The sequence below is a fragment of the Nitratireductor aquibiodomus NL21 = JCM 21793 genome, assembly GCF_000615975.1.
GTDB lineage: Bacteria > Pseudomonadota > Alphaproteobacteria > Rhizobiales > Rhizobiaceae > Nitratireductor > Nitratireductor aquibiodomus.
This window is the reverse complement of sequence record NZ_BAMP01000111.1, coordinates 1-12,320: the sequence shown is the minus strand read 5'-3', so window position 1 is coordinate 12,320 and position 12,320 is coordinate 1. Positions and strand designations below refer to the sequence as shown.

General features: G+C 62.6%; 10 protein-coding genes, 1 other RNA gene and 2 pseudogenes. 6 read left to right on the top strand and 7 right to left on the bottom strand.

From position 1 onward, the window contains the following. Nucleotides 1-189: 189 nt before the first annotated feature. A non-coding RNA gene (ssrS, locus tag JCM21793_RS28940) (6S RNA) lies at nucleotides 190-344 on the bottom strand. A 124-nt stretch (nucleotides 345-468) separates the two neighbouring features. On the opposite strand from ssrS, the gene JCM21793_RS20575 reads away from it, so the two are divergent. From JCM21793_RS20575 to JCM21793_RS20555, 3 genes are all read left to right on the top strand, one after another. Further along, nucleotides 469-1,305 (top strand): AAA family ATPase, encoded by an 837-nt coding sequence (locus JCM21793_RS20575; RefSeq protein ID WP_025031567.1) that lies wholly within the window; start codon nucleotides 469-471, stop codon nucleotides 1,303-1,305. 80 nt (nucleotides 1,306-1,385) lie between these two features. Next, complete coding sequence (locus tag JCM21793_RS20565) at nucleotides 1,386-1,832, top strand: GNAT family N-acetyltransferase (RefSeq protein WP_025031566.1); 447 nt, start codon at nucleotides 1,386-1,388, stop codon at nucleotides 1,830-1,832. 482 nt (nucleotides 1,833-2,314) lie between these two features. Continuing rightward, nucleotides 2,315-3,505, top strand: coding sequence for a vWA domain-containing protein (locus JCM21793_RS20555; RefSeq protein WP_025031565.1), 1,191 nt, complete (start codon nucleotides 2,315-2,317; stop codon nucleotides 3,503-3,505). Between the two features lie 307 nt (nucleotides 3,506-3,812). Here JCM21793_RS20555 and JCM21793_RS20550 read toward each other — a convergent pair whose 3' ends face one another. The 4 genes from JCM21793_RS20550 to JCM21793_RS27380 all read right to left on the bottom strand — a co-directional run bounded on the left by JCM21793_RS20550 (nucleotide 3,813) and on the right by JCM21793_RS27380 (nucleotide 8,299). After that, complete coding sequence (locus tag JCM21793_RS20550) at nucleotides 3,813-4,598, bottom strand: glutamine amidotransferase (RefSeq protein ID WP_025031564.1); 786 nt, start codon at nucleotides 4,596-4,598, stop codon at nucleotides 3,813-3,815. A 4-nt stretch (nucleotides 4,599-4,602) separates the two neighbouring features. Further along, nucleotides 4,603-5,067, bottom strand: coding sequence for a tellurite resistance TerB family protein (locus JCM21793_RS20545; RefSeq protein ID WP_007008384.1), 465 nt, complete (start codon nucleotides 5,065-5,067; stop codon nucleotides 4,603-4,605). An 86-nt stretch (nucleotides 5,068-5,153) separates the two neighbouring features. Continuing rightward, nucleotides 5,154-6,794, bottom strand: coding sequence for a heme biosynthesis protein HemY (locus tag JCM21793_RS20540; protein WP_025031563.1), 1,641 nt, complete (start codon nucleotides 6,792-6,794; stop codon nucleotides 5,154-5,156). Nucleotides 6,795-6,835: 41 nt separating this feature from the next. After that, complete coding sequence (locus JCM21793_RS27380; RefSeq protein WP_244439914.1) at nucleotides 6,836-8,299, bottom strand: COG4223 family protein; 1,464 nt, start codon at nucleotides 8,297-8,299, stop codon at nucleotides 6,836-6,838. A gap of 199 nt (nucleotides 8,300-8,498) precedes the next feature. On the opposite strand from JCM21793_RS27380, the gene JCM21793_RS29550 reads away from it, so the two are divergent. Beyond that, complete coding sequence (locus JCM21793_RS29550; RefSeq protein WP_162175240.1) at nucleotides 8,499-8,657, top strand: hypothetical protein; 159 nt, start codon at nucleotides 8,499-8,501, stop codon at nucleotides 8,655-8,657. 125 nt (nucleotides 8,658-8,782) lie between these two features. On the opposite strand, the gene JCM21793_RS20525 is transcribed toward JCM21793_RS29550, so the two are convergent. Together JCM21793_RS20525 and hemC are read right to left on the bottom strand one after the other, a co-directional pair. Continuing rightward, on the bottom strand, nucleotides 8,783-9,499 hold the full coding sequence (locus JCM21793_RS20525; protein ID WP_025031562.1) for a uroporphyrinogen-III synthase: 717 nt from the start codon (nucleotides 9,497-9,499) through the stop codon (nucleotides 8,783-8,785). A gap of 1 nt (nucleotide 9,500) precedes the next feature. After that, nucleotides 9,501-10,429 (bottom strand): annotated as a pseudogene (hemC, locus tag JCM21793_RS27375) (hydroxymethylbilane synthase). Between the two features lie 93 nt (nucleotides 10,430-10,522). On the opposite strand from hemC, the gene tsaD reads away from it, so the two are divergent. Next, nucleotides 10,523-11,608 carry a tRNA (adenosine(37)-N6)-threonylcarbamoyltransferase complex transferase subunit TsaD gene (gene tsaD, locus JCM21793_RS20515; protein ID WP_025031561.1) on the top strand — a complete coding sequence of 362 codons (1,086 nt, stop codon included), beginning with the start codon at nucleotides 10,523-10,525 and terminating at the stop codon, nucleotides 11,606-11,608. Further along, a pseudogene (locus JCM21793_RS27370) lies at nucleotides 11,605-12,320 on the top strand (NAD(P)H-dependent glycerol-3-phosphate dehydrogenase); the annotation flags it as partial. The gene tsaD and the pseudogene JCM21793_RS27370, both read left to right, overlap by 4 nt.

Here is a 12,320-nt window from a genome sequence, read left to right as displayed (position 1 = left end):
CCGCATGGGTGGCAAGCCGCTGCCCCACATCCACGCGCCACGCGGCATCCAGCGCATCGCGGCGCGCAAGCGCAGCGGCACGGAGTTCTTTTTTCAGATCGCGGGAGGTATTCATGCGGAATGGTGTGTGGCGTGTCTCGACATCACGCGACGATAATCAGGCAAACCGCAGAGAGCAAAGGGAAAGAGTGGCGATCCACGGCGACCGATGGAATACACGATCCCGGGAACTACAAAGTAGGTGGGCGCCGTGTAGCCAAGCCCACGGGCGAGACCAGGGACAGCTCCTTAAGGATCGATAAGGCCCCGGGGAATTAGATTCCTGTCGGGAAGCGCAGACCGCATGCGCAATATAGTCTTCCGCCCCCTGCTTCGCCAGAGGCATTCGCGCACTTGCGCGCGCAAATTTCACCCAATAGGGTCGCGCTCGACTTTTGAGCTGGAACAACACCGCAAGGACTGATGCGCATGCGTTTTGAAGGCACGGCGGATTACGTCGCCGAGAAGGATCTGATGGTGGCCGTGAACGCGGCGATTGCGCTGGAGCGTCCGCTTCTGGTGAAAGGCGAACCCGGCACCGGCAAGACGGAGCTCGCCAAACAGGTGGCAGCCGCCCTTGGACTGGATCTGATCGAGTGGCACGTCAAATCCACCACGCGCGCGCAGCAGGGGCTTTACGAATATGACGCCGTGTCGCGGCTGCGCGATAGCCAGCTCGGCGATGAGCGCTTCAACGACATCAAGAACTACATCAGGCGCGGCAAACTGTGGGAAGCCTTTGCGGCCGACCGCAAAACGGTGCTCCTCATCGACGAGATCGACAAGGCCGACATCGAGTTTCCCAACGACCTGTTGCAGGAACTCGATAAGATGGAGTTCTTTGTCTACGAGACCGGCGAGACGGTTAAGGCGGTCCACCGGCCCATCGTCATCATCACCTCGAACAATGAAAAGGAACTGCCCGACGCCTTTCTGCGCCGCTGCTTCTTCCACTATATCCGCTTTCCCGATGCCGAGACGCTGGCCGACATTGTCGAGGTTCACTACCCCGGCATCAAGAAGAACCTGGTGTCTGCCGCCCTCAGTCAATTTTACGAAATCCGAGACGTGCCGGGGCTGAAGAAGAAGCCCTCCACCTCCGAGGCGCTGGACTGGATCAGGCTTCTCGTCTCCGACGATGTGGCGCCGGAAGACCTGCGTAGCGAAGCGAAGAATGCCCTGCCCCGCCTGCATGGCGCGCTTCTGAAAAACGAGCAGGACGTTCACCTCTTCGAGAAACTCGCCTTCATGGCGCGGCGGCAATAGGCGCAAAGCCTCCGCCGCCCTGGCCCTTGTCAGAAACGCCACCGCCGCCTGACAGTGCCGGAAACATGAGGGAGAACACCATGACCGACATCACCATCCGCCCGCTCGCAAAAACCGACGACGCCGAATGGCGCCGGCTCTGGACGGACTATCTGACATTCTACAAGACGAGCGTGCCGGAAGAGGTTTATGCGACCACTTGGAAGCGGCTCTTCGATGATGGCGAATACGAACCCAATGGCCTGATCGCAGAGGTGGATGGAAAGCCTGTCGGCCTTGTCCATTACATGCTCCACCGCACCTGCTGGACGGTGGGCAACAACTGCTATCTGCAGGATCTCTACGCCGACCCCGCCGTGCGCGGAAAGGGCATCGGTCGGGCGCTGATCGAGGCGGTCTACGAAAAGGCGGACGAGGCAGGCGCGGCAAATGTCTACTGGATGACGCAGGACTTCAACGAAACCGCGCGCAAGCTCTATGACCGGATCGCTAAACTGACGCCGTTCATCAAGTACCAGCGGAGCTAGGTCCGGCACGCGGTCTTCTTCGGCTGATCCTTCCGCATCTCTCCATTCAACGTATAGCTCTTCTTCAGATACGAGAGCCCTGCGACGAACCACAGATGAGGGAGGGGCCATTGATGGCGATGCTTCCGCTTCCTTTTCTCCGCGAAATACTCGCTGGAAAGAAATTCCGCGACAGACTGTGTGCCCTTGGCACGGTTGCATTCAAGACAGCATGGCAGAGTGTGTAACCCCGGTGCATAGACACGAGGGACAACATGATCGCGTGTTGCCTTGGTTAGAGGCAAAGGCTTGCCTGTGGCGGCACGGCGCCGCATCGAAATTCCACAGTAGGCGCACCAGTTCCTACGGTCATCCTGCCACCAGAAACCGATGAGGACTCCGCCGAGCGTATCAGGGAATGCAGTTGATGCGTTTCCATGGCTCCTATTGTATGGGATTTGTTCCAACATGAGCCAAACGCCAGCTGAAAGTTTTTAGTTAAAATGTTCATCCCATTCTTCCTCGAGCTGAAAGCCGCGCGCGTTCCCGTTTCGCTGCGCGAATATCTTTCGCTGCTGGAGGGGATGGAGAAGGAGCTTGTCTCCCATGATGTCGAGGCCTTCTACTATCTCGCACGCGCCGCGCTGGTGAAGGACGAGCGGCATATCGACCGCTTCGATCAGGTGTTCTCGCATGTCTTCAAGGGTGTCGAAGCGGTGTCAGGCGGCGATGGTGTCGCCCCGCAGGCGATCCCCGAGGAATGGCTGCGCCGACTGGCCGAAAAGCACCTCAGCGAAGAAGAGAAGAAGCTGGTCGAGGCCATGGGCGGCTTCGAGAAACTGATGGAGACGCTGAAGGAGCGTATTGCCGAGCAGAAGAGCCGTCATCAGGGCGGCAGCAAGTGGATCGGCACCGCCGGCACCTCCCCCTTTGGGGCCCATGGCTACAACCCGGAAGGCGTTCGGATCGGGCAACATGAATCGCGTCACCGCCGCGCGGTGAAGGTGTGGGACAAACGCGAGTTCAGGAACTTCGACGATGCGGTGGAACTCGGCACGCGCAACATCAAGGTCGCTTTGAAGCGGCTGCGCCGCTGGGTGCGCGAGGGCGTGGAAGAGGAGTTCGATCTTCCCGGCACAGTGCAGGCGACGGCGGAGCACGGCTATCTGGATGTCAAAACCCGGCCCGAACGGCGCAACGCGGTGAAGCTTCTTATGTTCTTCGATGTGGGCGGGTCGATGGACGATCACATCCGCATCGTCGAGGAGCTCTTTTCAGCAGCCCGCGCCGAGTTCAGGCACATGGAATATTTCTACTTCCACAACTGCCTCTATGAGGGTGTGTGGAAGGACAACCGCCGCCGCTATTCCGAAGTGACACCGACCTTCGACGTGCTCCACAAATATGGGCCTGACTATAAGGTCATCTTCGTCGGCGACGCCTCGATGAGCCCCTATGAAATAGCCTATCCCGGCGGCTCGGTGGAGCACTGGAACGAGGAAGCCGGGCACGTCTGGCTAAACCGCGTTCTCCAGCAATGGCCGAATGCCGCGTGGCTCAATCCGGTGCCGGAGAAGCACTGGCGTTACACCCACTCTATCCAGATGCTCCAGGAGATTTTCTCGGGCCGCATGTATCCGATGACGCTGGCCGGGCTGGAAGCGGCAACGCGGGAGCTCTCGCGCCGGCATTGAGTGCACGGGACAACGTTTACGCTAAATACCCCCCTCTGTCCTGCCGGACATCTCCCCCTCAAGGGGAGATCAATCGGGTCATTGATTTCGCTAGTCACTAAGGCTTTTTGCAGTCAGGTGGAATCAACTGACGTCCGCATAAATACGAAAAAACAGATAGATAGAACGGAGTGGCGTTTCCGTGAAACGGTGAACCGCTCCAACGCTGATAGGTAGGTGCCTTCGGCACTTCAGCCAATCTCCCCCTTGAGGGGAGATGCCCGACAGGGCAGAGGGGGGCCAATGCCGCGATCAATCTTTCCTAAGCCTAAGCCACCCCCCTGCGCCCAACCATACGCCGGCCCACGGGATGCTGCCCCTTCGCTTCGTCTCCCGTCTGAAGCGTTCCGGCGCATTCGCGCCCGAAAATCAGTTCCAGAAATTCCACCAGCCACTGTTTCAGATGCCGGTCCCAGATGAGTCGCCCGCCCAGATGATCGCGCCCCTGCTGGGCACCGGGCATGACGAAACGATGCGCACCGCGCACCACCCAGCGCTGCATCATGGCGCGGGTCAGTTCGGCATGAAACTGCACCCCCCAGGCATTTTCACCATAGCGGAAAGCCTGATTGGGATAGTGTTCGGCGGTGGCGAGAAGCGTGGCGTCCTTCGGCAGGGAAAAGCCTTCACGGTGAAACTGGTAGACCATTTCGGGCCAATGCATGAGCTTGCGGCCCGCCTCCGTGGCGCGCAACGGATACCAGCCGATCTCCACCAGTCCATCATCGTGGCTTTTCACCTGGCCGCCCAGATGCTTCACCAGCAATTGCGCCCCGAGGCAAATACCGAGAAAGGGCTTGTTCTCCCGTAAAGGCACGGAAAGCCAGTCGGTCTCGCGTTTTACAAAATCATCATGATCGTTGGCGCTCATCGGGCCACCGAACATCACCACGCCCGCGTGGCCTTCAAGCGTTTCAGGCAAGGCGTGGCCCAGCGGCGGGCGGCGGATATCCAGCGAGAAGCCGCTTGCCTGCAACACCTGGCCGACACGCCCCGCGCTCGAGGTTTCCTGATGCAGAACGATCAAAATCCTGCGGCTCGGGTCGATCTCCATGCGCTCAGCTCTTGGCGTACTTCTCTTGCATTTCCTGACGCAGGATCACCCTGTCCCGGTTGTCGACACCGATAAGCTCGGCCACCCGCCAGACAAGGTTATCCTCCAGCTCGTGCATCTCGCCATCGGCGAAGACGATGCCCCACATCAGGCCGATGAAGGCTTTGCGCGCATCCGCGTCCAGATGCCGTTTCAGAACGCTGGTGAAGGCATAGAGGTCGATCGCCTCCTGCTCCGCCTTCTCCCCGGCCCTGAGGAGTTTCTCGAGTTCCGCACCCGTCACATTGTAGGTGCTGGACAGGGTTTCCTTGAGCTTCTCGACTTCGGATGCCTCGCGGATACCATCGGCATCCAGCACGTGAAACAGGAGTGCGGCAGCAGCCACGCGCGGGTCATCTTCCGGTTTCAGAGCCGTTTGCCGGCTGTTGCCTGGAAGGTCTTTCAGAAAGGACAGGATACTGTCGAACATGAGCGCCTGCGGTTCGGGTCAATTGGGGGAGCGATCCGCCCCGGAGCGGCCCGGGCAGGCCCGGGGCGAATCGCCGTGTCTCAAACTTAGAATAGGCGGAAGGGGCTCTGCGTCGAGCTGTCCTTGTCGTCCGGGTCCACGCCGGGATCATCGGGCAGTGGCGGTTTGGCAGGATTATCCTTCTTTGCGGACGCTGCCTTCTGCCCGTTGACCGGTGCGGTTTCCGCAGGCGGCTCGGGCTTTTCCGGTTTCGCCACCGCCTCTGCGGCAGCGTCAGCCGGCTCCGCTTCCTTCGGCTTCTCAACCTCAACGGGCTCCGCCTCGATCACCACCGTTTCGGCTTCTGCCTTGGCCGGTTCATCCGCTTCTTCTTCCTCTTTCGGCGCCGCGATGGCCGGGGCGGGCGAGAAGTCCTCCTCGCCTTCCACCACCTGCGCCAGCCGTTCCATCGGCATGCGCCACTCGAAGGCATCGAGCTTGCCGGTGACGGGCGAGACCGGCGCCCAGCGCTCGGCCACATAGCCGTCGGCCACCCAGGCGGGATCGCGCGGCGCACGCAGCGCCTTTGCGAGCCACTGGCGCACGCGGCCCTGATCCCCCGTCTCGGCTTCCTCGATGTCGGCCATAAGCAGGTAGACGCTTTCTCGCGGCCCGAGGCGGGCAGCGGCCTCGCAGGATTCGCGTGCCAGCCTGTATTCGCCGGCATCAAGGGCGGCACGACCGACGACCAGCGCCGATTCCACATTGTTGCGCTTTAACGACTGAAGCTTTTTGGCGCGCGCCAGCCTGTCCTGTGTGGAATCGCCGGGGCGCGCATGGATATAGGCGTCGGCGACCTCGGGATGCGGTTCCTTTTTCCAGACGGTTTCAAGGACCTTGGACCCCTTGCGCAGCTCGTTCTGGCGGAAGAGCGCCCTGGCCGCCGTCACAGCCGCCGGCACGAAATCCGGCCGCAGCTTGTGCGCTTCCAGAGCCGTGGTGCGGGCAGCCTGCGGATCGGCGTCGAGCACGTCCATGGCCTTGGCCGTGAGCAGTACGGCACGACGGCTGGCAACGCTCTCGCGCGCATCCTTGCCCGTCGCCCTGCGGCTGTCGAGCAGCTTCAGCGCTCCGTCCCAATCACCCTCGCCGGTCTTGCCTTCAAGTGCCGCATTCACCGCCCATTCGAGCTGTGGTGCATTCTCCACCGCACGCTCGGCATAGTGGCGCGCGGCCTCCCGCTCGCCCAGCCGCTCGGCTTCGAGGTAGAGCCCGCGCAGCCCCAGCAGGCGCATCTCGGGATCGTCGAGCATGGCGGTGAACTTGTCACGGGCTGCCTGCCGGTCGCCGTCGAGAAGCGCGGCCTGCGCATCGAGCAGGTGGATAAGCGGCTCCTGATCTGAAGAGATGAGTTTGGCCGCCTGCTGGCTCATGCGTCTTGCAAGGCCGCCATCGCCGGCGCCAGCGGCAATCATGCCGGTGGAAAGCGCCTGATAGCCGCGATCGCGGCGGCGCACGCGGAAATACCGGGCAACGGTGTAGGGGCTCGTCCAGATGCTGCGGATCAGCCACCAAAGGATCATCACCGCCGCGACGATGGCAACGATGGCAACCGCAGCCACCATGAGGGAAACCTCGTAGCGATAGCCCGCAAAGGTGACGACAAGATCGCCGGGGCGCTCGGCCAGCCAGGCAAAGCCCAGCCCCAGCAGGAAGACAACAACAAGGTAGAAAAGAATTCGGAACATCTGCGCTTATGCCCCCTTCAGCGCATCAGCGAGCGCTCTGTTCAATATCTGGTCGGCGGCCTGGCGGGCGCGAAGCCTCTCGGCAAAATCGGCGGCAGCTCTTTACCAGCTTCCGGCAGCGTCTCGTATTCGGCAAGTGCCTTTTCATAATCGTTTGCGACAACGGCTGCTTCCATTCGAGCGGCAATCGCATCCGGCCCGTCGCCCTCGACGCTCCCCACGGGCCGCACCACCACGAGCGAACGGGCACTCGCCATCAAGCTGTCGATGATGCCACCCTCGCCTTCACCGGTCTGGCGCGTGACTGCGGCGACGATGCGGCTCGCCACTTCGGGCGCCTCGGCAGCAAGCGTGGCGCGGCTCGGCACACCGGCTGCCGCATTTGCCTCAAGCGGCGCGAGCGCCTCAGCCTCGCTCTCCGGGGCAATCGTGGTGTAGGTCTCGAGTTCGCTGGCATAGGGCGTGCCACGCTCGACAGCCGATTTGAGCGTCGTCGCGGCAATGACAAGCGCCATGCGCGGCGCATCGCCCTCTTCGGCGACCTGCGCTTTCAATGCATCGAGTTCGCGTTTGAGCGTGGAAAGGACCGTTGCATTGTCGGACGCCGACTGACTTGCCGCGCGGGCCGCTTCGGATGCGCCCTGAACGCTCGTCTCCATGGCGGAAAGCCGCGAGGTCACGCCCTCCAGCGCCGCACCGGCATCACCATCAGAAGAAGGGCTCTGTGTCTGCTCTTCAAGCGCCGCGAGCCTCTGGGAGAGCGCTTCGAGCCCCGGACCTTCGCCGGCTTCGCCTGACGAGATCGATTCACGCAGCGCCGTAATCTCGTTGCCCAGTTCGGCAAGGCGCTGCTCGGTCGCGCCGGCGCGCTCCCGGGCCTCGCTCAATGCGGCTGCAAGTGCGTCACTATCGCCGCCGGCGGCAGGCTGTTCGTTCAACCTGCTCTCAAGCGCGCTTACCTGTTGGCGCAATGTCTCGACTTCCGGGTCGACTGCATCGTTCCCTCTCTCCGGAGCTGGCAGAATACCCGCCCACTGCAACCCGCCGGCAAGCGCAAGCGCCACGACACCACCGACAACACCGCCGGCAAGCGCCCGACCGGCCCCGCCGCCGCTTTTGGCCGGCGCAGGGGCGGAAGCTGCAGGCTTGTCGGATTTCGTGGCAGAATCGTCGTTGCGCGCACCGGCATCGCCGGTCTTCGCGTCACGCCCGAAGCCGGCATCCTTCGATGCGGGTTTAGCCCTGGACCCGGTTGTGGCCGTCTCGCCTTTGGACGCGTCCGAACCGGTGGACTTTGCAGCCGCTTCAGCCTTCGCCGTCTCCGGTTTTGCTTCTGCAGGCTTTTGCGCTTCCGGCCTGGCCGTCTGTCTGCCTCTCTCGCCAGATGCATCAGCCTGTCTACCGCCTCCCGCTTCACCTGATCGGGATCCAGATCGATCGTCACCGGCTCCTTCTGGGATTTGGAATGACGCGTTCTCGGCGTTTTGACCATCAGGCAACTCCACTGCAAAAGGCGGTTCCTGCACTATGTGCAGTGCATATAAGTTCCTATCACACCCGGATGTGGTGAAAACAGGGGCAGCGACAAAAGAGAGCGCGTCTTTAGGGTACCCCACGCGGCCTCTCAACAAAATGCTGTGCTTCCCGCACAACACACGTCTAAAAGTGACGCCCCACAACGTGATAAAAGCGGTCCCCGACCACATGGCCTTGGCATGGGCAAGCTACCGGCCAATGGGAAACTGGGAGGACTTCAAGGCGGGCTTCGGCCTGCGCTACATCGGCGAGACCTGGGATGGCGCAGACGGTCTGAGCACCGATCCGTTTTTGCTGGCAGACGCCATGATCGGGTATGAAACCTAAGACTGGGATGTGGCGCTGGCCGCGCGCAATCTGTTCGACAAGACCTATGTGTCGAGCTGCCTTGCACAAGGCGACTGCTTCTATGGCGACCGGCGCACGGTCAACCTGACAGTCGCCAGAAAATTCTACCCCCTGAGAGCCGGCAGTAGGGCCAGGAGACTGTCTTCCGACGGGAAGTCGGCGACAGCCACCTCCAGCCCTGCTTCCACCCTCAAAGCCCCGGCGATCCGCGAAGAAAGGCAGTAGAAGCACGCACCGTGGAGGCGGTGCTGAAGAACAGGACGTTCCAGGAGACTGGAAAGCCGTACTGCACCATTGGCCGAATAGACAAGCACATGATCGACAGGATGATCGCCAAGACACGCCTGCACTTCATCGTCGGTCGGCGTCAACGGCAGAGTGTCGTAGATCTCGATAAGACGAGGCCTGTGTCCGGCCTCAAGAAGCCGCGTTTCGAGCACGTCACGGCGCACCCGCCCGCAAAGCACCGTTGCATGGGCGGGAGCAGTGAAAGCGGCGTCGATGCGCGTTGCCAGCCGCTCCGCATCGCCCGCCTCGTCATCGACCACATTGAGCCCGGCAGCACGCGCTGCGTCACCCGTGCGGCGACCCACAGCAAAGACGGGTTTACCTCTCAAAGCGTCGAAGATGGATTGCGGTGCATGGCGGATGGCGTTGGGGCTGGTGACAGCCACAGCATCCACACTCCCGGTGGAAAGGGCGGGGTGAAGCGGCACGGTCTCCGTGAGCGGCAGGACGAGTGGCTCGAACCCCATCTCAACAAGCCTGGCTGCCGTTTCCGAAGCGCCCGGCTCCGGGCGCGTGACCAGCACCCGCCGCATCTTACTGCCAGCTGTCGAAGAACCGCGTTCCGGCCTTCTCACGGATTTCCGCGCCTGCCTCCGCGCCCAGGCGCACGGCATCCACAACCGCGCCTTCGGTGGCGATCCCATGGGTTTCGCGGCCATCTGGCGTGAGGATCAGGCCGGAGAAGCGCAGCGTGTCGCCGTCTATGCGGGCAAGGCCCGCGATGGGCGTGCGACACGATCCATCGAGCGCACCGAGAAAAGCGCGTTCGCAAAGCAGCGCATTGCCCGTTTCGGCATGATGGATCGCGGCGATCATCGGCCGATGCGTGCATCACCGATGCGGCTTTCGATGCAGATCGCGCCCTGACCCAGCGCTGGGGGGAAGCGTTCGGGGTCCATGACCTCGGTCGCTATATGCGGCATGCCGAGCCGGTTGAGCCCGGCAAGCGCCAGAAGCGTGCCCTCGGCGACGCCTTCCTCCAGCTTGCGCAGGCGCGTCTGCACATTGCCACGGAACATGCCGACGTCGAGATCCGGGCGAAGACGAAGAACCAGCGCCTGACGGCGCAGCGAAGAGGTGCCGAGCTTGGCGCCCTGCGGCAGATCCTCGAGCTTTGCGATTGAGCGACCGATGAAAACGTCGCGCACATCCTCACGCTCAAGAAACGCGGAAATTTCGAGCCCGTCGGGCAGGACGGTGGGCATGTCCTTGGAGGAATGCACGGCCAGGTCGATGCGGCCATCGAGCATGGCTTCCTCGATTTCCTTGGTGAAAAGCCCCTTGCCGCCGGCCTGCGAGAGCGGGCGGTCCTGAATGCGGTCGCCCGAGGTGGAGATGACGACGATCTCGAACGCCTCTTCTGGCAGGCCGTGTGCCGCCATGAGGCGCGCGCGCACCTCTGCCGCCTGAGCCACTGCAAGCGCGCTTCCGCGCGTGCCGATCTTCACCACATCAGTTTGCATGCCGTCACGTCCGTGCTAACCCGCATCCGAACCGGATGCACCACACCCCTAACGGGGATTGGCTGCGACGGCAACATGAGCGGGTAAGTCTGAATGACGCGCATCCTTGGCATCGAGACGAGTTGCGACGAGACGGCAGCGGCCGTGATCGAAAAATCGGGCAACGACACCAAAATCCTGTCCAATGTGGTTTTGAGCCAGATCGCCGACCATGCCGCCTTTGGCGGCGTGGTGCCGGAGATCGCAGCCCGCGCCCATGTGGAAGCGCTGGACGGAGTGGTGAAAGCCGCACTCGATGAAGCGGGCCTCCCGCTACAAGACATCGACGCCATCGCCGCCACGGCAGGTCCCGGCCTGATCGGCGGGCTGATCGTGGGGCTGACCACCGCCAAGGCGATCGCGGCGGCGAGCGGCAAGCCGCTCATTCCCGTCAACCATCTGGAAGGCCATGCGCTGACGGCACGGCTGACGGACGGGATCGATTTTCCCTATCTGCTTTTGCTCGTTTCCGGCGGGCACACGCAGATCGTGTATGTGGAAGGTGTCGGGCGCTACCAGCGCTGGGCCTCCACCATAGACGATGCACTGGGCGAAGCATTCGACAAGACAGCTAAGCTTCTCGGCCTGCCCTATCCCGGCGGCCCCAGCGTGGAAAAGGCTGCCGCAGGCGGCGATGCGAAACGCTTTGCCTTTCCGCGTCCGCTCAAGGGTGAGGCTCGGCCGGACTTTTCCTTCTCCGGCCTCAAGACGGCAGTGCGGCGTGAGGCCACCGTGCTTGCACCGCTCATTGAAAAAGACATCGCCGACATTTGTGCGTCATTCCAGCAGGCGGTGACCGAAACACTGACCGACCGGGTTGCTCGAAGTCTCGCCCGCTTCCGAGAAACGCACCCCGATCTCAAAACTCCGGCCCTTGTGGTGGCGGGCGGTGTGGCGGCCAATCAGGCAATCCGCGCGGCACTCGACACGCTCTGCGGCAATGCCGGGTTCCGGCTTATCGCCCCGCCCCTGCGCCTGTGCGGTGACAATGCCGCGATGATCGCCTGGGCCGGTCTGGAACGGTTGGAAGCAGGCCTTGAAGAGGACGATACGCTCGGCTTTGCCCCGCGTCCGCGCTGGCCGCTGGATCAGGCGTCGGCTCCACTCTTCGGCGCAGGCAAACGGGGAGCCAAGGCATGAGAACACCATGGACCATCGCTGTTCTGGGTGCGGGTGCGTGGGGAACGGCGCTGGGCGCGACCATGCTCACGAGCGGGCATCGCGCCAAACTTTGGGCGCGCGACGAAGCGCTGGCACTGGCGATCAATGCCGATCACATCAACGAACGCTACCTGCCCGGCTTGATGCTTGATCAGCAGCTTGCTGCAACGAACAGCATGGAGAATGCACTCAAGAATGCCGATTGCATTCTTGCCGTGACGCCAGCGCAGACCCTGCGAGCGGTTCTTGCCGATGCCGGCCCGCATGTGCCGAAGGGGGTCCCCATCGTGCTATGCGCCAAGGGCATCGAACGCGAGACGGGCAGGCTCATGTCCGAAATCGCCTCCGAGATGCTGCCTGAAAACCCTGTGGCCGCGCTGTCCGGGCCGAGCTTCGCCAGCGATCTGGCGCGCGGCCTGCCGACCGCCGTGACAGTGGCGGCAAAAAATGCCGGTCTTGCGATGACGCTCGCCGAACAGCTCTCCGCTCCGCGCCTGCGCTGCTATTCAACCGACGATTTGACGGGTGTTGAGATTGGCGGCGCGCTGAAAAACGTTCTGGCCATCGCCGCCGGCGCAACCCATGGCGCGGGCTTGGCGCCAGCGCATCGGCAGCGCTGATCACCCGCGGCTTCGTGGAATTGCGGCGCATCGGCGAAGCCTTCGGCGCGCGGCCCGACACGCTGATGGGG